The sequence below is a fragment of the Pseudomonas sp. MWU12-3103b genome (assembly GCF_023100615.1).
Classification (GTDB): Bacteria; Pseudomonadota; Gammaproteobacteria; order Pseudomonadales; family Pseudomonadaceae; genus Aquipseudomonas; species Aquipseudomonas putida_A.
The window spans coordinates 22,471-43,030 of the sequence record NZ_JALMEY010000009.1 but is presented as its reverse complement, the minus strand read 5'-3'; the positions used below and the strand labels follow the sequence as shown (position 1 = coordinate 43,030).

General features: G+C 60.5%; 14 protein-coding genes. 10 read left to right on the top strand and 4 right to left on the bottom strand.

Features of this window, described 5'->3' with window-relative positions; genetic code table 11:
• Positions 1 to 167 precede the first annotated feature (167 nt).
• Positions 168 to 4,997 (top strand): DUF6543 domain-containing protein, encoded by a 4,830-nt coding sequence (locus tag M0808_RS15250; RefSeq protein ID WP_247841737.1) that lies wholly within the window; start codon positions 168 to 170, stop codon positions 4,995 to 4,997.
• 54 nt (positions 4,998 to 5,051) lie between these two features.
• On the opposite strand, the gene M0808_RS15245 is transcribed toward M0808_RS15250, so the two are convergent.
• On the bottom strand, positions 5,052 to 5,321 hold the full coding sequence (locus M0808_RS15245) for a PepSY domain-containing protein (protein WP_007961867.1): 270 nt from the start codon (positions 5,319 to 5,321) through the stop codon (positions 5,052 to 5,054).
• Between the two features lie 152 nt (positions 5,322 to 5,473).
• Here M0808_RS15245 and M0808_RS15240 point away from each other — a divergent pair, with 152 nt between their 5' ends.
• On the top strand, positions 5,474 to 6,481 hold the full coding sequence (locus M0808_RS15240) for a FecR family protein (RefSeq protein ID WP_247841736.1): 1,008 nt from the start codon (positions 5,474 to 5,476) through the stop codon (positions 6,479 to 6,481).
• An 89-nt stretch (positions 6,482 to 6,570) separates the two neighbouring features.
• On the opposite strand, the gene M0808_RS15235 is transcribed toward M0808_RS15240, so the two are convergent.
• A complete protein-coding gene (locus tag M0808_RS15235) occupies positions 6,571 to 8,916 on the bottom strand; it encodes an acylase (protein WP_247841735.1) in 2,346 nt (781 codons plus the stop codon).
• A gap of 277 nt (positions 8,917 to 9,193) precedes the next feature.
• On the opposite strand from M0808_RS15235, the gene M0808_RS15230 reads away from it, so the two are divergent.
• Positions 9,194 to 9,571, top strand: a complete 378-nt coding sequence (locus tag M0808_RS15230) for a fe2+ zn2+ uptake regulation protein (RefSeq protein ID WP_027612026.1) — start codon at positions 9,194 to 9,196, stop codon at positions 9,569 to 9,571.
• Between the two features lie 18 nt (positions 9,572 to 9,589).
• On the opposite strand, the gene M0808_RS15225 is transcribed toward M0808_RS15230, so the two are convergent.
• Positions 9,590 to 9,778: a hypothetical protein gene (locus tag M0808_RS15225; protein ID WP_007961862.1), complete on the bottom strand. Its 189-nt coding sequence runs from the start codon at positions 9,776 to 9,778 to the stop codon at positions 9,590 to 9,592.
• Between the two features lie 157 nt (positions 9,779 to 9,935).
• Between M0808_RS15225 and M0808_RS28485 the strand changes: the two genes are divergently transcribed.
• The 6 genes from M0808_RS28485 (at position 9,936) to M0808_RS15200 (ending at position 17,384) form a co-directional block, all read left to right on the top strand.
• A complete protein-coding gene (locus M0808_RS28485; protein WP_007961861.1) occupies positions 9,936 to 10,070 on the top strand; it encodes a hypothetical protein in 135 nt (44 codons plus the stop codon).
• A 264-nt stretch (positions 10,071 to 10,334) separates the two neighbouring features.
• Positions 10,335 to 11,591, top strand: coding sequence for an MFS transporter (locus tag M0808_RS15220; protein WP_247841734.1), 1,257 nt, complete (start codon positions 10,335 to 10,337; stop codon positions 11,589 to 11,591).
• Complete coding sequence (locus tag M0808_RS15215; RefSeq protein ID WP_247841733.1) at positions 11,588 to 12,718, top strand: acyl-protein synthase; 1,131 nt, start codon at positions 11,588 to 11,590, stop codon at positions 12,716 to 12,718. The genes M0808_RS15220 and M0808_RS15215 overlap by 4 nt, the downstream gene beginning before the upstream one ends.
• Position 12,719: 1 nt before the next feature.
• Complete coding sequence (locus M0808_RS15210; protein ID WP_247841732.1) at positions 12,720 to 15,122, top strand: aldehyde dehydrogenase family protein; 2,403 nt, start codon at positions 12,720 to 12,722, stop codon at positions 15,120 to 15,122.
• A 49-nt stretch (positions 15,123 to 15,171) separates the two neighbouring features.
• Positions 15,172 to 16,461 (top strand): AMP-binding protein, encoded by a 1,290-nt coding sequence (locus M0808_RS15205; RefSeq protein ID WP_247841731.1) that lies wholly within the window; start codon positions 15,172 to 15,174, stop codon positions 16,459 to 16,461.
• The gene (locus M0808_RS15200; protein WP_139055882.1) at positions 16,461 to 17,384 is read left to right on the top strand and encodes a GNAT family N-acetyltransferase; all 924 of its coding nucleotides are present in this window, start codon (positions 16,461 to 16,463) and stop codon (positions 17,382 to 17,384) included. The genes M0808_RS15205 and M0808_RS15200 overlap by 1 nt, the downstream gene beginning before the upstream one ends.
• A 48-nt stretch (positions 17,385 to 17,432) precedes the next feature.
• Here M0808_RS15200 and M0808_RS15195 read toward each other — a convergent pair whose 3' ends face one another.
• The gene (locus M0808_RS15195) at positions 17,433 to 17,960 is read right to left on the bottom strand and encodes a hypothetical protein (RefSeq protein WP_098963937.1); all 528 of its coding nucleotides are present in this window, start codon (positions 17,958 to 17,960) and stop codon (positions 17,433 to 17,435) included.
• A gap of 381 nt (positions 17,961 to 18,341) precedes the next feature.
• Between M0808_RS15195 and M0808_RS15190 the strand changes: the two genes are divergently transcribed.
• Positions 18,342 to 20,333 carry a methyl-accepting chemotaxis protein gene (locus tag M0808_RS15190; RefSeq protein ID WP_098963936.1) on the top strand — a complete coding sequence of 664 codons (1,992 nt, stop codon included), beginning with the start codon at positions 18,342 to 18,344 and terminating at the stop codon, positions 20,331 to 20,333.
• The last annotated feature ends 227 nt before the right edge of the window (positions 20,334 to 20,560 follow it).

Below are 20,560 nucleotides of genomic sequence, written 5' to 3'. Positions count from 1 at the left end.
CCACGCCCGGTACGGGTGCTGTCAACCGTTGTGGTGCCGGCTTGTCGCGGCTAGCACATTGCGCTGCCGCTGGTGCGGTAACTATGTACCACCTCTGTAATCGATCCGGTCTTTAGTCTCGTGTCTCAATTTACCGGTGCACCGGACGGTGCCCTGAACGAGACCCGATGATGCCTGCTCCCATTCCTCCCCTGCTGTTCCAGCCCATCCTCAACTCCCCCGGATCGTGGCGCGAACTCGGCAATCTCCATCACTTGTCGACTGCTGACTTTCAATGGCTGAGTCACGTGCAACTGGCGACCCACGCACTGCGCAGTCAGCAGACCCCGCCCATGCTTGCCCAGCGCATCCTGCTCAATACCGCTGGTGCGCCAGCGGTGCCTCTAGCCGGCAGTTTCATACTCAGTGCCACCCCGGATGATCACGGGATCCTGTTGTACACACCTTTCGCCGGGCTAAAAAAACATGCCAGCCTCACCGCCCTGACCGCGCACCTGGAACAGCAGCTGAACAGCGCCAGCGAGGACGACCGACTGCTGGCGTTCCTCGCCTTTTCCCAACGCAAACGACTGGCAGAACAGCACGGCATCAGCGTGACCTACCAGCTCGTCGAAGGCGATATCTTCGAAGATCAACGCGCCGTCATCGAGCATTGCCATCAGCTCAACACGCAAGCGATGCTTGATGAATTGATGCAACTGCCCGAACTTGGCAGTCTGCTCCAGACCATAGTCGACGCACTGCTGACGCCAACGATGCGCGGCGTCGATCAGACACGCACGCGCGTGAACCTGTACGCGACCACGACTGCCACCGGCCCGGCATCGACCGACCTCGCTTCGCGGCATGGGCTTGAAGCGCTGTCGCTTGGCGATGCGCTGCTGTTGCACTATCGCCACACCGGATGGCCGGTTGGCCAGACCCATGAGTTTTCGCACCCCGACCGGACTTTCCAGGCCAGTGATCAGCAACACTGGGAGACAGCCGTCACCACGGCATCAGGCAAACTGCTGGTGTTGCTGTACCAGCAAATGGAGCGCTACTGGAATGGGCCCAGTGCTGACGGGGCCTCGCGGCGCGACGTATTGGCGCAGATCATTCGGCAGCAGGCGCTGGCGGACTTTTTGCTCAAACGCGAGGCGGGCATCATCGATCAGCGCCAATTCGACAGCCTGCTGACGTCGCTGGGTTTCAGTGAAAGTCTGGCACCTCGCGCGGCCGTGGAAACCGTGCGTTTATGGGAGCACCAGGCAAACTTCGTGGAGCTGGCCGGTGCGCTGATGATCGGCCATTCCGAAAGCTGCCTGTATACCCCGACGCACGGCTTGCAGGTGCTCAAGGACTACGCAGATCTAAAATCCATGCTGCTCGGCAAGTTCGCCAGCCCCGGGCACGAAGACGAACTCTATGGTCTGCTGAGTCTCGACGAGCGCCAGCGCTTCCTCGGTTTCGACCGGCCGCAGGTTTCCGGCAAATCGATCGCCGGAGACGTGTTCAGCGTACTGCTCGAATTGATCATCACCAAGCAACGACAGAACATCGACTATGCCTTGCAGTTGTACCGGCACAGCGACGGCGTCGTGGATATCCGCGCACTGTTCGATAAGGCCCTGGACATCCGCTCGATGCTCCACGAGCGCCTTGTCACCCTGGATGCTCGCGGGCGCTGGAGCACCCGGCCGATGCTCACCGGCAACCCATTGCCTTCAAGGGTGCTGGCGGACACCGCCGCAGCCGAAGTGCGCAAGTTCGCCAGCATTATGCCAACCATCGCCGCAGACTTCGCCGCCCAGCCGTTGACCGTCACAGCGCTGCAGCGTACCTACCTGCAAGGTATCGCAGCGAAGCTGGCGCACGCCCTGTCTGTCGGCATCAATGGCGAAGCACGGTTGAGAGTCCTGGACGGAACGCTAAGCCGTCATGCGCAAACCCTGGTCGACACCGTGTTCAATCCGGATCACCCGGATCGCAGCCGCCGCAAGGCACTCAACGGGATTCGGCCGGATGCCTGGTCATTGACGTTACAGGTCGCTGGTGAGAGCGAAGTGCTGCCGCTGGCCAACTGCGTCCTGCTCACGGAACGCGGTGGCCTCGATACGCAGCACTCCGGACGCGCGATCTTGTGGACCCCGGCTCTGGGCCTGGAAGTCTTCCGCTCGATCGAGCACGCCAGACAGGTTTTAAACCAGCGGCTGCTGGATCCGCAAAAACGCCTGGCGCTGCTGGAAAACCTTTCACCCCTGCACCAGAGGTTCCATCAACACTACACACTGGGACGGTTACAGCTGATCAGCGGCAATGTCTTGCAGGATCGCACCGAATCAACGATCGAACATTTTCTCCAGCGCTGTGAACAGGTGCGGGGCCGCCATTGGCCAAAGCCACGGGAACATCAGATCCTCAAGACGTTGAGTGAGCAAGTCGTTGAGACCAACCTGCAACGCGCCACCGCTCTGGCGATGGCACTCGGCAAGCAGCATTCACTGCCTGCCTGGCTGGGAATGGCCAGGCTTGACGATCAGCAGTTGCACCTGGAACTGCTGGAACAGTGGCGGCACAGCGTCATCGACGACGAGGATTATCTCCACGCGCTGCCAACCTTGCGTGATTACATCCGGCAGACCCTAAAGACGCTGCTGAACACCCGCTTGCACAGGCAGGATCTCGACCCCGAACAGATCACCGTCACTCCCGCGCTGAGCCTGATCGGGTCTGCAATGAGCCTGACCGATTTCGCCTTGAACCATGCGCATATTGCCCAGGACACTGCATTCACCCTCAGCTCGAGCACCGACCGGACGCTGCCGACCGGACTCGACCAACAAGCGGTCAGGAGCCTGCTGTTGTCCTTGAACGTTGCGACAACATTTGCCAATAAAATCACCTCGGTGTTGTCCGCGAATGACGTCGACGCCGAACAACGCAAGCTGCGTTTCATCCAGCAACTACCCTGGCAACTGCTGCAACATGCCCATCAGTTACAACTGCAACAACGCTTGTCGCCGAAGGCTTTCGACTTGATTTCACAGGTGCTCGACATGCCCGATGCCGTCGCTCGTGCGACCGTGCACGGGGCCGATGCGATTGTCCGGCCGTTGGCGCTGATCAAGACCGCCGGGGCATCCGCGATCAAGGCGCTGGGGCTGTACTTGATCGGCCCTGCGGAAAAATCCGGCCCTCAGGTGCTTTATGCGCCCTACCATGGAGAGCACGCATTCAGTGAGTTCGAGGACGAGGCAGCAGTGATCGCCGCGCTGAATACGCCGGGCTCACTGCAGGACCTGCTGCTGCGCCGCTTGCCGGAAAATCAACGTTCGATCTTCAGCGCGTTGTTCAAGGCGAGCAGCGGCCAGACGAGCGAGATGAACCTGGCCACTACCCCGGTCGACGGCAACTTGCTGCTGCAGTTGTTCGACGACAATCTGGCCTTGTTGCCACACTTGCTGAGCAGCCATTCGCTGCCATCGGCGCAGGCGGATTGGGACGCCGCGAAGCACCTGTTCAGTTCCGGCATCCAGCAGATCCGGGGCCTGCTGCCGGGCAAACTCGCCTATGTGCAGTTTCTCTGGCAAAGCTACCAGGATTTTCTGGACTCGGCCGAAGCGTTGCAGGATCACCACTGGAAACGTGCGCTGCAAACCTTTGTCGCCGGCGCAGCGGAGATGATCAGTCTCGGGCGACTGGCGCTGGAGTCACGTCTGGAATCTCAAGCCGTGGCAGCGCCGCAAACACCGCAGCCAACCACGCTGAGCGCCCCCGTCCTTGCGCAGACAAAGCCGACCGATCCGCTGCGCACCTCGCTGCAGACATTCGAAGCTCCGACGATCGCCCTGAAGGATCTGACTCACGATGCTGCCGAGGGCACGTATCAGGATCTGACAACCAAAGCGACTTACGCCCCTATCGCCGGCAAAGTCTATCCCGTGGAGCGGCCGGGAGCCGTCTGGCAGATCAAAGGCGCCGAGCAGCCAGGCCCGGTGTTGCAACACACCGCTTCCCGGCAACTGGTGCTGGACCCGGATCGCCATACCGTGCATTTCGGCAAGGCCATGTCGACGATGCTCAACCATTACGCCACCCATCGCCAGGCGCGGTACATGCTGAATATCGAAGCGCAAGGCATGGAAGAAATCCGCGCCCGCCATCCGGAAAAAGCCCGCATGTTGATCGAGGCAATTGATCTGGCCCGGCATTACGCGTTCAACAGCCTGCACAATCTTGCCCAGCTGAGAAACTATGTGCCGGGCACCCGCCTCGATACTTTTCTCAAGTCTTTTTTTGACGTGCAACGGATTGATGCCGACATTCTCGACAAGCTGAAGCAGGCCATCGTGCCGATCTGTGATGCCTTGGTCGATCCAACAGAAGACCTGTTGAATACCAGTCGCTTTGTGGTCGGCTCGAACAGACACAGCAGCTCGGGTGTAATCGCCTTTGTACTGGGTGGCGATTTACTCAAGAAAGTCCACTTCACCGAAAAGTTCTTCAATCAAGGGCTGGATTGGTACAACACAGGCCTGACCGAACCGTTCAATGTTGACGGGCATGCACGGGCAGCGACGCTGATCCACGAGTTTTCCCATCAGTTCAGCAAGACCGTCGACATCGCCTCCCTGGAAGCGCGGCGCCCGTTTGCCGACTTGATTGCTACGGTGACCGGTTACGGAGCGGCCCGAAAACAGGTACAGACCCGATTTCAGCGCGAAGCACTGTCACTGTCCACGCGCCGTGAAGAGCTGTTTTCGCGCTGGAGCGACAACCTTCAGGAGTGGCTCGATATCGACGAGTTTGAGGGCATGGAACATGTGCGCAGGGAAGTTCTCAAGACCACGGGGACGAGGAATCTGGAGGACGCGCGAACGGCATTTCTCAGCCCGACCAACCCGCATCCACGCATCGACACGATATTGCGCAATGCCGATTCGATCGCCTTCCTGATTTGCGAAATGGGCCGCCAGCTGGATCCGGTAACCCAACCTCACGGAGGGCTCAACTGAGGTAAAAAAAATGCGCAGGCGGTTGGCCTGCGCATGGTTCATCGCTGGGTGAACTCAGTCTTTCTGGTCACGCAATACATTGCCCGAGGCGCCATCGATACGGAATTCATACACCGAACCGTCGGCCTTGCGGCCCTCGCCTTTCCAGTAGCCGTCATTGTCGGCCTCGATTTCATAGACTTCGACGTAACCGGCCTTGGTTTTCACGATCTCGATAGCCTTTTCGATGGTGACCCAGCCCGCACCGGGACGATCAGCCATGGCGGCACCGGCGCTGAACAAAGCGGCGGTGGCGATTGCAGCGGCTAAGGTTTTTTTGATCATTTTTTCACTCCATTTGTGGATGATGTTCCTCTGATGTCCTGTTTTTGGGCGTCTGACGGAAAAATAAGTTCCACTTTGATGGGCAATTGCCATGACGGATGTTCTCGGCGCAACGCCCGCAAGGTTAGAATGCAGCAAATCAGGACGAGTCAATGACCCAAGAATCCCTCTCGGAAGCCGAATACGATGCGATCACCGATGCCGCCGCGCACTGGTGCATGCGTCTGCACGCCGTAGACTGCTCCGCCGAGGAGCGTCTGGCTTTCGAGCAATGGCGCGATGCGCATCCGCTGCATGCATTCGAATACGAAGCGATGCTGGAGATCTGGGACGTTGCCGAACATCTGCCGCGTCCGCCGCTACCCCCAACGCTCAATGTACCGCTGACCGCTGCGGTGCCCGCCTGGCGGCGCTACGCAATTGCCGCGAGCGTCTGCGCCCTGGCCTTGCCACTGGCGGCGTACGGTGGCTGGAATCTGGGCTGGTTGCCCAACAGCTATCAGCATTTCGAAGCCACCGACAATGTCCGTCAGGTCACCTTGAAGGACGGTAGTCAGGTCGAGCTCAACCTCAATACCGAGCTGAGCTTCAGCAATTACAAGGACGAACGCCGGGTCACCCTGAAAAAGGGTGAAGCGTTTTTCGAAGTCAGCCACGACCTCTCCCACCCGTTCGTGGTCAGGGCTGGCGAAGGCAAGATTCGCGTGACCGGCACCCGCTTCAATGTCTGGCTCTACGAAGATCAGGTGCGGGTCAACCTGATCGAAGGCTCGGTTCTGGTAACCAGCAACGCCGCCCTGCCCGGCGACGGTCTGCGCCTGGGGCCGGCCATGCAGGCGCAGTACCGACATGGCGACTACATGCCACAGATCAGCCAGACTTACGCCAACGACAACGCCCTGGCCTGGCGCAATGGCAAACTGGTGCTCGACAACCTGGCACTCAACGAAGCCTTGCCGCTGATCAATCGCTACCTGAGCAAACCACTGAAACTGGCCGACGCCAACACCGGCGCGATCCGCGTCGGCGGTGTCTACAACATCAAAGAGCTCGGCGGCCTCGTCAACGCCCTGCCCAAGGTGTTGCCGGTCTACCTTACGCGCAATACCGAGGGTGATCCGGTGATCAACTCGATGCCGCGGCAGCCACCAAAAACCTGAAACCGGGCACCACCTGCCACGGTTAACTCAGGGCAACAAAAAAGCCGCTGTTCCCGTCAAGGAGCAGCGGCTTTTTCGTTCAGGACACCTTACTGCGCAGCTACTCCGGCAGTCTTGCCCGCCACCTCGCGAACCGTTTGCACCTGATATTGCGGATCGGCAGCGATCTGCTGCTCAGTGAACGGCAACACACTCCACTGCTTTTTCGAAAACGCCTCGGTCTGATCCCGGGAGTATTTCGACTCAGGGTCACTGGACAGCGAGAACGCCAGCAACCCTTGAGCGTGCGGGCCTTTGTCGTCGAAGGTCACCACTTGCAGGTAGCTGGTGCCGCTGATCACTTCGAGTTTGCCGTCTTCACGCGGCACGCTCTGGATCGCGTTGTAGATCCCCAGCGTTCCCGGCCCGCCGTGAATTGCGGTTTGTTGAGCGCCGCTGCTCGCCACCTGAATATCGCCCCAGCGGGTTTCAGGCTTGAGACCCATTTTCTGCGCAGTGGCAGCCGACGCCAGCAGCGCTTCACGCAGTGCCTTGCTCACGGCCGGTTGCTCGATCGCCAACCCGCGTGGCGTGTGTTGCGGGTCTTTTGGATCGAACGGCACACGCCAGACATCCGGCGACGCTTGCAGCGCCTGCATGATGTTCTGGAAATGCACCAGACCAATGCCCGAATCCAGATTCGCCCGGCCATCCCAACCCTTGAGACTGGCGCAAACCGGCTTCAACGCGGCCGCGTCCGCACCCAGATCCGCAGCGCAGAACTTCAGCAGATCGGGCAGCACCTGAGTCGCCAGAAAGACGTTGTCGTCCATCACCATCTGTTGCAGATCCTTCACCGCCAGCGGCCCTTCTTTGCCCAGAGCACTCAGACGCTCCAGCGCAAATCGTGATCGCAGGCCCAACGGCTGGCCGTCCTGACTGATCAGCGGCGAGAACCCGGTCAGCGGTTGTGCCGGGTTCGCCAGCCACGCGGAATCGTTGGAATGCTGGACGAAGTCCTTGCGCAACAGTTGCGGCAGCTGGCTGGCGGCATAGATACCCTTCTGCGCAGCTTGCGGATCGATATCCCAGGCGCAAGTGCTGTTGGAGCCGTCGAGCACGATCATCTGCAAGCCGATGCGCGGGTCGCTGCATTTGGCCAGTTTGTCGGCGCTGACGTTCGGCACCACCGACAGGTTCATGTACAGCGTCTGACCCTTATCATCCACGGCCAGGGTGTTGACCCAGGGGATGCCCTGAAGCTTGTGCACCGAATCCTGCAGAGCCTTGAGGCTCGACGCCTGGTTCATCGCGTACCACTGCGTCAGCACGCGATCATTGTCCAGGTTGGCGTCGCGCAGGCTGTACGCGTACTGATGATCCCAGTCGAGTTTGCCCGGCCATTGCACGATCGGGCCGAACTGCGAGCTGTAGACATCGCGCGAGACCGGCACCACCTGACCGTCCGCCTGTTTGACCTGCACAGTGACCGTCTGCTTGTTCAACGGCAGCGACTTGCCGTCGAGCAGGTAGCGGGTCGGGTCTTTCGGATCGAGTTGCAGACGATACAGGGTGAAGTGTTTGGATGAATCCACCGTGTGGGTCCAGGCCAGGTGCTGGTTGAAACCGATGTTGATCATCGGCAACCCCGGCAAGGCTGCACCCATGACGTCGAGTTTGCCCGGAATGGTCAGGTGCATCTGGTAAAAGCGCATGCCGCCAACCCATGGAAAATGCGGGTTGGCCAGCAGCATGCCGCGTCCGTTGAACGAGCGTTCGCTGCCGACCGCCACGGCATTGCTGCCGCGATCCAGAGCGAAGCGCTGCAGGCGCGCGTCCGCCAACTGATAGGCCCGGGCATCGCTGCCGAGCTGCGCCGTGGCCTGCGGCGGCGTCGCGCCAGCCAGGGCTTCGGCGAACTGTCCGACCCCGCCCTCGACCAGCAGGCGCCGAGTGAGTTTGACCAGATCTTCGGCGCTGATATCACGCACCCACTCACCCTGGCACTGTTGCGGGAGACCCTGCTGGCGGCGTTCGGCGAGATAACGGTTATAGCCCGCGGCATAACCTTCCACCAGATCGTGCACCTGCGCCGGTTGCGCGTCCCAGAAGGCTTTCACCGCTGCGGGAGTGTTGAGCCAGGTGAAGAACAGGTCGCTGACGCGATTCTCGCGTTGTTCGACGGTGAACTGCTCCGGCCCGAAATAACGCGAGCGCTGGCCATTGACCGTGACGATCTCGTTGGCCAGCAGGCACAGGTTGTCCTGCGCGTAGGCGTAACCAATGCCGAAACCCAGTCCGCGTTCATTTTCCGCGCGGATGTGCGGCACACCAAAGGAGGTGCGGCGGATATCGGCACTGGCTTGTGCAGCGGGACTGAACGCATGGGCGGACAGACTGAGTCCGAGAAACGCACCGGCGAGAGCCAGTCCGGTTAACTGTCGGGAAATAATCACACTCGCTCCTGAACGACAAGACAAGGATCGGCGCTTGCGCCGGATCCACTCTGAAATTGATTCATGCGCCTGGGCGCAAGACGGCTGTTCAGGAAACGAATGCGAGAAAAAAAATTTAGCCCGATTGAGGAAGGTGAAATTCACTGATTACGGGAAAACAACGAATAACCGACAAAATTTCTACATATTTCCTTTCATGATTTGTCGTGCTGAAACGTCTTGTTTACTGAGAGCAGTCAAAACGTTTCCTGATCGGGCTCTGAAAAGGAGTAACCCCATGTACAACTCGCAACTACCAATGGATGGTAGCCAGGCGTCACAAGGAGCTTCCATGAGTTCCCGCGCGAGCAGCTTCGCCCCCAGCCCCGAGCGTCAGGGCAATGAGCGTATTCGTCTGTTGCTGAAAAGCTTCGGCCTGCGTACCAGCCTGATTCGCCTGAAAGTCATCGACGCCCTGCTGGTCGCCGCACAAAGCGATCGACGCCTGGGCGTGCGCGGCGTGCACAGTCAACTGCTGGACCTGGATATTCCGTTGTCCTTTCTCAGCGTGCGCGAAGTGTTGAAGCGTCTATGCGCCGAAGGGGTGGTCACCTTCAACCCGGACAAGAGTTACAGCCTGCATCCACAGGCTGCTGCCGTGCTCAATCACGATTGAAGCGTCCCGCGATCGCCGTCAGGGCTTGACCTTGCGGCGCATCACCCCGTTGATCACCACCACGACCACCGCCACACCCATGGCGATGTACTGGAACATCTTCTGACTGATCATCCCGGCATTTTGCAGCCAGGACAGGCCGAGCATGATCGCCAGCACCGACAGGGCGATCAGGATCGAGTATTTCAAACGTTGCTTCTGGGTCATTGCAGGTTCCTGAAACTTTCAAATGTATCCGGTTTGTATCCGGTTGCATGCCATGCACATACCATGTTGCGGGGATGGGCTTGGCTGAACGCGGTCTCATGTTACAGCCGATGAAGAGTTTTGGCTTCATGCCGGCGTAACCATGAGGATCTTTGAAATGTTCCGTCGAATCACCTGGCTGATTCCTGTCCTTGCCGTTCTGACCTTGAGCGGCTGCATCATTTTCCCCCACGGCGGCTGGCATGACGACCACCATCGTTATCAGGAAGGCCCCGGTTATTACCATCGATAGAACAGGATCGTTCGCCCGCCGGTGCGCCTGAAATACCGGTCGGGATACCTCACCAGCCTTTTCAATGCCAACCATGCCCGCCCGCCAGCGGGCATTTTTGTTGGCGCGCCTGTGCCTCGCAAATGCCTTTTCGATCAGCCTGCGGGGGTCAGTAAATACGCTGTAAGTATTTGAAATTTCATGTCGCAGCAAAGGATTGGCTGCCGCGACAACTCTGCCTCTAGTCTCTGCGAACTTTTCTCGCTTACTGAAACAGGGATGTTTATGCAGAGAACCTTGATCGTAATGACGCCCGTGCAGATTATCGGATTCTGCCTGGCCATTACCGCTTTTGAACTGCTCACCTATATGGCCAGCGACATGATCATGCCGGCCATGTTGACGGTGACCGGCGAGTTCAACGCCAATACCCGGCATGTAGCCAACGCCTTCAACCTGTATCTGATTGGTGGCGTGTGCCTGCAATGGCTGATCGGCCCCCTTTCCGACCGCTACGGCCGGCGTCGCTTGCTGTTGCTCGGTTGTGCGCTGTTCGGCCTGGCGTGCAGCGCCGCAGTCATAACGCAGCGCATTGAAGCCTTTAATGCGTTGCGCCTGATCCAGGGCATGGGCCTGGGCTTTGTGGTCGCCGTCAGCTACCCGACCCTGCAGGAAGTGTTCTGCGAGGCCGATGCCGTGCGCCTCATGGCATTACTGGGCAACGTGGCGCTGCTGTCGCCGCTGCTCGGCCCTTTACTCGGCAGCCTGCTGCTGGAATGGCTGAGCTGGCGACAGATGTTTCTGGGGCTGGCGGCAACGAGTGTGGTTGTCTGGCTCGCTCTGTTTGCCTGGATGCCGGAAACGATCGACGTCGTGCGCCGTGACGGCCAGCGACAGGCACCAGTGGCGTTTTCGCTCAGGCAGATCGGCCTGGGTTACCTCGCGCTGCTGCGCAACCGACGATTCATCGGCGCCAGTCTGACACTGGGCCTGATGAGCCTGCCGCTGATTGCCTGGATCGGACTGGCGCCGGTGCTGCTCATGCAACGCCTTGAGCTGTCTGCGCTGGAATATGGCCTGTGGCAAATCCCGGTGTTTGCGGCGGTGATCCTCGGTAATTTACTACTGGATCGATTGCTCGTCGGGCACACGCTCGCCCAGGTGATCGGTCTGGCCCTGTGGCCGTTTTGCCTCGGACTGCTGGGGCTGATCGCTGCAGCCCTGAGTTCGGCTGCGCTGCCATTGGCCGTTTGCGCACTGGCCGTGTATGCACTGGGGCTTGGTATGAGCAACGCCGCGCTGTACCGCCTCGCGCTGTTCTCCAGCGATGCGGGCAAGGGGCTGGTCTCGGCCATGATCGGCATGCTGTCGATTGCCGTGATGGGCAGCGGCGGCTCGCTCATCGCCATCATCGGCGGTGGCTCGAACCTGCAATCCTTTTCCCTGCTCGCCGGCCTCGGCGGCCTGCTGTGCCTGCCCCTGCTCTACCGCCTTCTGCGGCACCCGCCGCGCCCACCACACATCAATAAGGATATTCGATGACTCTGTTCCCCCACAGCGATGCGCTTTGCGCATTGCCGCAGCCCTATTGCCAGGAGGCCGTCCCCAAAGGGCTGTTCAATCTGGCCATGAGCGAAATCACCCGGTTTCACGCTCGCCATACGCCCGGTTATGGCCACTGGTTGAACGCCCATGCAATCGCTGTCGATGACCTGGACGAGCTCGACGACTGGTCGCAATTGCCACCGATTTTCGCCAGTTTCTTCAAGCAACAGATGCTGCTCAGTCCGACGGGCGAAGACGCCCTGGAACTGACTTCCTCCGGCACCAGCGGGCAGAAGAGCCGCATGCGCTACGACGCGCGCAGCCTCGGCGCCGCGCAGTACATGGTCGAACGGATTTTCGCCCAATATGGCTGGATTACCCCGCGTGCCCCGTGCAACTACCTGTTGCTCGGCTATGAGCCGGAGCAGAAAAACACCTTGGGCACATCCTTCACCGATCAATTCCTGTGCGGTTTTGCTCCCGCCAATCGGGTGGTTTACGCCCTGCGTCGCAATGGTGACGGCCACCAGTTTGATCTGTTCGGCGTGATCAGCGCCTTGCAGGCCTTTGCCGAAGAAGGTCTGCCGGTGCGCATCTTCGGCTTTCCCGCCTTTCTCTGGGAAACCCTGCAGCGCATGCGCGCGACCGGCGTGGCAGACCTGCAACTGCAGGCCGGATCATTGGCATTTTTCGGCGGCGGCTGGAAAACCCGCGCCGCCGAAGAAGTCCCCAGACAAGCCTTGTATGCACGGATCCAGCAACAACTGGGCATCGCTACCCAAGACTGTCGCGACGGTTACGGCGCCGTCGAACACGCGGTGCCTTACGTCGAATGCGCCCACCATCACTTTCACGTACCGGTCTACGCGAAAGTGTATGTACGCAGCCCGGTGGATTTTTCGGTGCTGCCCTATGGCCAGCGTGGCCTGCTGAATCTGGTCTCGCCCTACATTTCCTCAAGCCCGGCCCATGCCGTGGTCATGAGCGATCTGGCCACGTTGCATCCCGGCACCACTTGTGCCTGCGGTCTGGCCAGCGACTGGTTCCAGTTGCACGGCCGCGCCGGTACCACAGCCGCGAGGAGCTGTGCCATGGCCGCGTCCGAACTGCTGGGGAGGCACTGATATGTACCTGATCAACGGTCAGTTGCACACCGAGTGCAGCCTCGACAGCGCCTTGCACCAACTTCAGCTGGAGTTGCCACGAAGGCTGCAGATTCCACTGCAAACCAGCACACTGCTTGCCACTGCCAAGGCCTTCGCCGAACGTCTGCAACAAGAAGAAACGGAACTGCCACTGGCTCCCGGTCAGCGCGAGGCACTGATCGATTTCTGCCAGCCTGCCGCCCTGCAAGCCAAGCTGGATCGTGAGCTGGGCCTGCGCCCCGAATCGCTGCGTCGCATCGACTATCGACAATCACGCTTCGAGCGCTGGAGTCCATTGGGCCTGGTGGTGCATATCACTCCGGCCAACGCGCCGCTGCTGGCGTTCTGTGCGGTGATCGAGAGTCTGCTGAGCGGCAACGTCAACTGGCTGCGTCCCAGCAGCAGTGACGCTGGCTTCACCGCGCGCCTGCTTCAGGCGTTGGTTGCATGCGACCCGAGCGGACAACTCAATGGTTACGTGGCGGTGCTGCCGACCCGCACCGAACAAATCGGCCAGTTGTGCAGGCACGCCAACGGTGTCGCGGCGTGGGGTGGCGAAACCGCGCTGCAAGCCATCCGCCAGCAGATCCCGCCAGGCTGTCGCTGGATCGACTGGGGGCACCGCATCAGCTTCGCCTACCTGACCCCGGACGCGGCATCGCCCGCCATCCTCGATGCGATTGTCGATGAAGTCTGCCGCCTCGATCAGCAAGCCTGCTCCAGCCCGCAATGGTTGTTGGTGGACAGCGACGACGCGAGCGTACTGAACGATATCGGGGCACAACTGGCCGCCGCGTTCGAACGCCGTGCCGGACAATGGCCGGCCCTTGCGCCGACGCTTGAAGAGGCTTCGCAAATCACCACCTGCACGGCGATGGCCCGGCTGGCCCAGAGTTTTGCCGGGCAGATCGGCCGGGTCTGGAGTGCCCCGGGCTGGCGGGTGATCTGGAGCCATGATCGCCAGCTCGAACCTTCTGCGCTGTTTCGCAGCCTGTTGCTCAAACCAATGCCCCGCGAGCGGCTCAGCGCCACGTTGCTGCCCTGGCGCAACGTGCTGCAGAGCTGCGCCTTGCTGTGCCCCGAGGCGCAGATCGCTGAACTGGCGCAAACGCTGATTGCCGCCGGTGTGACGCGCATTACCCCGATCGAGACTATTCACGATGGCTACGCCGGCGAACCCCACGACGGTGTTTATGCGCTGCAGCGCCTGAGTCGACGCGTATCGGTCAGTCTGCCGGCGAACGTGCTGACCAGCCACTCCACGCTCGACCAGCCGCCAGCCCCACCACCACTGACCGGGCTGCCAATCATGGACAAGGCACAATTCGTCCGCCAGCCGCCGGATTCAGCGGCGCAGCTGTTCTTTCGCTCCGGCGGCAGCAGTGGCGCACCCGTGCTTTCCGGCTTCAGTTACCACGACTTCCAGCGCCAGATGCAGGCGGCCGCCGATGGTTTGCTGGCGGCCGGTCTGGATCCGGCGCAGGACAGGGTCATGAACCTGTTTTTCAGCGGCGGACTGTACGGCGGCTTTTCCAGTTTTGCCAAAGTACTGGAACAACTGCAGGCCCGACACTGGCCGATGGGCGCCCCGGCGGACGACGATTACCACGAGATCGCGCAGATGATCGAGGCTCAACGGATCACCGTGCTGATCGGCATGCCCGGCACCCTGCACCGGTTGTTTATCAACGAACAACAAATACTCCGGCGATACGGTGGCGTCGCCAAGGTCTTTCTCGGTGGCGAACACCTGAGTGAGCAAACCCGCGAGCTCTTGCAAAGTTGCGGCGTCAGCCTGATCCGCTCGGCGGTTTACGGCAGCGTCGATGCCGGTCCCCTGGGCCATGCCTGCCGGGCCACGGCAGATGGCGTTTTCCATCTGATGAGCGACATCCAGCACCTGGAAATTGTCGATTTCGAGCATGACGTGCCGGTCGGTGACGGCGAATCCGGTCGTCTGCTGGTGACCTCCCGCGAGCGTCAGGGTCAGTCCGTGCAGCGCTATGACATTGGCGACAGCGGACGCTGGTTACCCGGCCCGTGTGCCTGCGGTCTGACTTCGCCGCGCTTCGAACTGCTGCAACGCCACGGCAACCTGCTGCGCATCGGCACCGATTTTATTTCGCTGGCGATTCTGGAGCAGCACCTTCAGATGCCGTTTCAACTGACCCTCGATCACGGCCCTGACGGCCTGGAACGCATGCGCCTGCACTGCCCTCTGGAGCCGGCCGATGCCCACCACCGACTGCAGAATTATTCGACGCTGACCACGCTGGTGCAGACCGGTTTGCTCACGCTGGACGTCGAGCAATGTGCCGTCGAGCAGTTCGCCCGAAACCGGCACAGCGGCAAGACTCCCCTACTGATTGATACGCGCCGCTGACAGCAGCTATCTGCACGCGGCCCATCGCCACTTCATACAAGAAAAAATCATGAACACGATCGTTGAATTGAACAATTTGCTCGGTTACACCCGCCAACATTCGGCCTATTGCCGCGAACACTTCAAGGATGTCGCGGCACCCATCAGCGCTTTGACTGAACTGCCCCTGATCGACCCTGAACAATACTGGCGTGACAGTCAGCATCCGCACCAATGGCCAGTGTTGTCAGGCCCGCTGGAAGACGCGATGGTCTTCAAGACCGGGGGCACCACCGGCTCAGGGAAACTCTCGCTGTTCACCCGCGCAGAATGGCAAACCCTGGTGCGCGATTTCGGCAGCCACCTCACGGCGCAACTGAACCCCGGCGACCGGGTCGCCAATCTGTTCTTCGTCGGCGACCTGTATGCCAGCTTCATTTTTCTTCACGACGCGCTGGCACATGTCCAGACTCCCGTCAGCGAATTTCCCTTCACCGGGGCCGTCGACAGCGCCGTACTGGCCGAGTCGATCGTTGCGTACCGGATCAATGTGCTGGCCGGTCTGCCGGCGCAAATGCTCAAATTCGCCGCCTGGCTTGAGCGCCAGTCACGGATCCTGGAGGGCGTCGAAACCCTGCTCTACGGCGGCGAGAGCCTGTTCGCCGCCCAGCTGCAAACGCTCCAGCGGGTGTTCCCGAACGCACGCATTGCCTCTATCGGCTACGCCAGTGTCGATGCCGGACTGATCGGCGTCAGCACCCGCGATTGCAGCTTGGGCGAACACCGGATGCTGGAGCGGCACAGCGTGCTGGAGATCATCGATGAGGTGAGCGGTGCCGTCATCGAAGAGTGCAATCGTAATGGCAGGCTGGTTCTTACCAATCTCACCCGGCGCCTGATGCCGGTGATCCGCTATCCGGTCGGCGACCTCGCCTGCTGGCGTGAACCGGCGGGGACGCCGATGCGCAAGTTCGCCCTGATGGGCCGCAGCATGAACAGCCAGCGCGTGCGGGTGAGCGTGTTGAGTCTGGATACCGGTGACATCGGCGAGCTGGTGCGCAAGATCGCCGCCAGCGATGACTGGCAACTGCTCATCGAACAGCGAGCAAGCAAAGATCTGCTGAGCCTCAAGTGGGTACCCTGCACGCGAACGGCTGACATCAGCCAGGCAAGCTCAACCCTGCACCGTGCGCTGATCGACCAATACCCGTTGATCGAGAAGCTGCAGTTCGATCAATTGCTGGAGCTGAACGTGATCGCCTGTGCGAACGATGAACTGACCTGTCATCCACGCTCCGGCAAACATCAGCGGGTCGTGGATCGACGGGTTTATGACCATCCGCAGCAGGGGCAAGCGTGATGGACACGACAACCATCCGCCGCTATCGCGTCGCCGATGCGCCGGCAGTCAGCCGCCTGTTCGAAGAAATCTACGGTGTTCATTATCCTCAACCCCACGTGTATCTGCCCTGGATGATCAGCCAGAACCACAGTGTCGGTCGCTGGCACTCGCTGGTGGCGGTGGTAAACGAGCATATCTGCGGGCATGCCACGTTGTTTCGCCAATCTGGCCGAACCGCACTGGCGGAGCTGGCACTGACCGTGGTGCACCCGGACACCCGCGGGCAAAACATCGCCACCCAGTTGGGCCAGCAGTTGCTGATTCACGCCCAGGCGCTGGATTGCCGAGGCGTGACGATCAAACAGGTCACGCATCACCCGTATACGCAGCGCATGGCCGCCGGCCTGGGGTTTCACAGCTGTGGTCTGTTGCCCGATTACGCGCCTTCGCCGTTCGGTGGAACAGGGCGGGAGACGATTGTTGTGGGTCACTGCAGCATCGACGGTTATCGGCGCCCGCTGCCGGCGCTGGCCTGGCCGCAGGATTGCCGCGAGCTGATGTCGCGTCTGGAGGCGGTGTTTGGTACCACCGACCATACCGTGCCATGGAAAGGCCCGAAGATCCGCTTCGATCACGTATCCGGGCGCTACGACCTGCTGCTCAAGGCCCTCGATGACAACCTGCTCGAGCAATTGGGACAACTGCCGGCGCACTGGCTGATTTCGATCAGACTCAGACTCGCCCAAGGGTTTTCCAGCGCGCTGCGCAAACTGGCCGATGCCGGTTTCGCTTTCACCGGGATTGTCCCCGATGACCACAGCGACGGCTGGCTGGCACTGTTTCATCGTGGCTACCAGGCCTCCACGCTGAGTCTGCACTGTCCACACATGCAGCACCTGCAGGATCAGGCGCAGCAGGCCGGCGAAAGGTATCAGGACTAAAAACGAAAACGGCCCACCCAATCAATGGGTGGGCCGTGGGTGACCGGCTCAGGCCTTGGACTTGACGCCTTGGTCCACCGGTTTCGCCGCGTTGCCTTCACCGTAGGTTTTCAGGTTCTGCAGCACATAGATCGCCTTTTTGTATTCAGGGATCAGGTTCTTGCCGTAGGCATTGCCATTGAGGCCATTGTTCTGAATGGCGTCGAGCTGGGTGGCGAAATACTCCAGCGCATTGAATTTTGCATCAGGGTCTTTGGTCACGCCGAAACGGTCGAACTTGTCGCCGGCATTGAGCAATGTAAAGGAGGTGATGTCGGAAATCAGCCCGCGCTCACGCAGGAAAACACTCAGATTGCTCAGTTGCTTGACCGAGACATTCGCCGGATCGAACCCCTTGATATTTTTGCGCAGGCCCTGCTTGTCCATTTCGGCTGTGTTCAGCGCGTTAGGATTGGTGCCGACCTTGGCGAGCATCTGCTGCACCTTGAGGCTTTGCTTGACCTCCTTCTTCGCGCCTGTATTGCGAACCAGCACCCCTGCCTTGCTCTCCCAGCCGCCGACAATGCCGATCGTCATGAGAAGACTCCCTGTGAAATAACCATGAAATGTCCTTGCTGGACTACTTGAATGCCGGGAAGTATCTACCGGCGAACTGGTGGCACCAACCCTTTTAGTGCAGCCGCTTACAATTTTTGTACATTCTCGATACAAATTGCCAGAAGCTCACGGTGCCGCGGTTTCATGGCAGTTTGACGATTGCTCGCGAAGCTTTTTTTGCGCTGGCTGACAAGAGGGTCAAGCCATTTGTATCGGAGTCGACACGCACCTTCCGTCAGCCCGACACTTTCTTGCACCAAAGTACTTAAAGCTTCCCCGTTCGCCGACGATACGCTGGTGTGACCCCGCCGTTTTTCCCTCGACCCCACAATAAGAATCGCAGCTCAAGGACCGGTATCCATGCCCGCATTCCGCACCATTCAGGCTCGCTACACGTTATTTCTGGTTCTGTTCATCCTGCTGCTGTCGGTGCTGACCGTGGTCGGTATCAGCCAATTGGTTGCCCCCAAGCTGCGGCATACCGAAGAACAGGTGGTGCTCAACCGGATTGCCGAAGTCGCCGAACAGATTCAGGGCGAACTGAACAAAGTCCAGGCGCAGCAGCGCAGCATCACCCAGACCATTCCCCTGCTCGACAGCGCGGCCATCGACACAGTGTTGCCGGGCCTGGTGGATCAATACGGCGAACTGAAAGTCTTCGGTGGCGGGATCTGGCCACTGCCGGGTCAGCGTGAGGCCGGGCGCAACAAGTTCAGCACGTTCTGGCACCGCGACGCCTCGGGCAAACTGGCGGTGAATACCTTCTGGAACAGCGACGCGGCGCCCAACTATTACGACCAGAGCTGGTACAAGGGCGGCATGCAGACCCCGCGCGGCCAGTGCGCCTGGGCCGCTGCCTATAAAGATGACGCGAGTGCCGAGCCGCGCACCAACTGCGCCATGGCGATCCAGAAAAACGGTGCAGCGTGGGGCGTGTCGACCATCGACGTGACGCTGGGCTTCTTCAACGATCTGGTGGCGCGCAAGGAAAAAGACCTCAACGCCGAAATGCTGATCGTCGAGGCCGACGGCAAGATCATCAGCAACAGCTCGCGCATCAGCGGCCCGATCGTACTGAAGAACATCAGCGAACTGGCCGCCGGTTCGACCTTCGCCAGTCAGGTCAAGGCCGGCCTGCAGAACCGCGATCAGGCGCAACGCGTCGAGTTCGACAACAACGGCGAAGCCAGCACCTTCTTCATGCGCCCGATCGAAGGCACGCCGTGGTTCCTCGCCACCGCCCTGCCAACGAAAATGCTCACCGCCCAGCGTGACGACGTGCTCAGCAGCCTGAGCCTGTTGCAGATTCCGCTGGTGATCCTGCTGGTGCTGTTGCAGGTGTATGCGATCCGCCAACTGGTGTCGCGCATGAAAGCGCTGAAGGCCAACATCGACTTGCTGTCCAGCGGCGATGCCGACCTGACCCGACGCATCACCATCCGTGCCGAAGACGAGCTGGGCGCCATCGGCCACTCGGTCAACACCTTTATTGCCTACCTGCAAAACATGATCGGTGAAGTGACCCAGGCCACCGGCGCCATGGCTTCGAGCCTGGACGACCTGCAGCGTACGTCGGCCAACACCAGCCAGATTCTGCTGCGCCATGCTTCGGAAACCGATCAGACCGTTACCGCCATCACCGAAATGAGTTCGACGGCCGAAAGCGTCGCGCAGAATGCCGCTGAAACCGCTGCGTTCACCCAGCGCGCCAACGAAAACGCCGACCGCTCACGGGTGGTGGTCGGTGAAGCGACCAACAGCGTGGTGGCCTTGATCGACGAAGTGGCCAGCGCCACCCAGAAAGTCGAGAACATGCAGCAGGACGCGCAGCGCATCACCGAGATTCTCGGGGTGATCGGCGCAATCGCCGGGCAGACCAACCTGCTGGCGCTCAACGCCGCCATCGAAGCCGCCCGGGCCGGTGAACAGGGTCGCGGCTTTGCCGTGGTCGCCGACGAAGTCCGCGCCCTCGCCGCTCGCACCCAGGCCAGCACCTCGGAAATCAACGAGATGTTGACCCGCCTGACCCAAGGCGTGAGCTCGTCGGTCAGCGCTATGGAAAACACTCAGGCCAGCTGCCAGTCCGCCGCCGACGCCACGGCGCGGGTCAACTCCGGTCTGGATGAAATGGCCGGTTCGGTCAGCCACATCAATAGCCTCAGCACGCAGATCGCCACCGCTGCCGAACAGCAGAGTGCGGTCACCGAAGAGATCAACCGCAGCATGGTGCAGATCCGGCACATGGTCGAAGAACTGGTGCACAGCGGCCAGGCCAGCGAACTCAACACCCGCCAGTTGCTGGAAGCCAACAACCGGGTGAGCGCGATCATGGGGCGGTTCAAGGTTCGGTGATTACCCTACCAGTCTATTGTGGCGAGGGAGCTTGCTCCCGCTGGGTCGCGAAGCGGCCCCAACTCTGGCAGCGCAATAAACAGGAAGCCGAAATTGACCGATTGGCGACTGCTACGCAGCCGAGCGGGAGCAAGCTCCCTCGCCACAGAGCGCATTTCCATTCCGCCTGACGGATTTGTAATCTCCCGCTCAGCAGGCTGTCAGGTTTGATCCATGATCATCCTGCC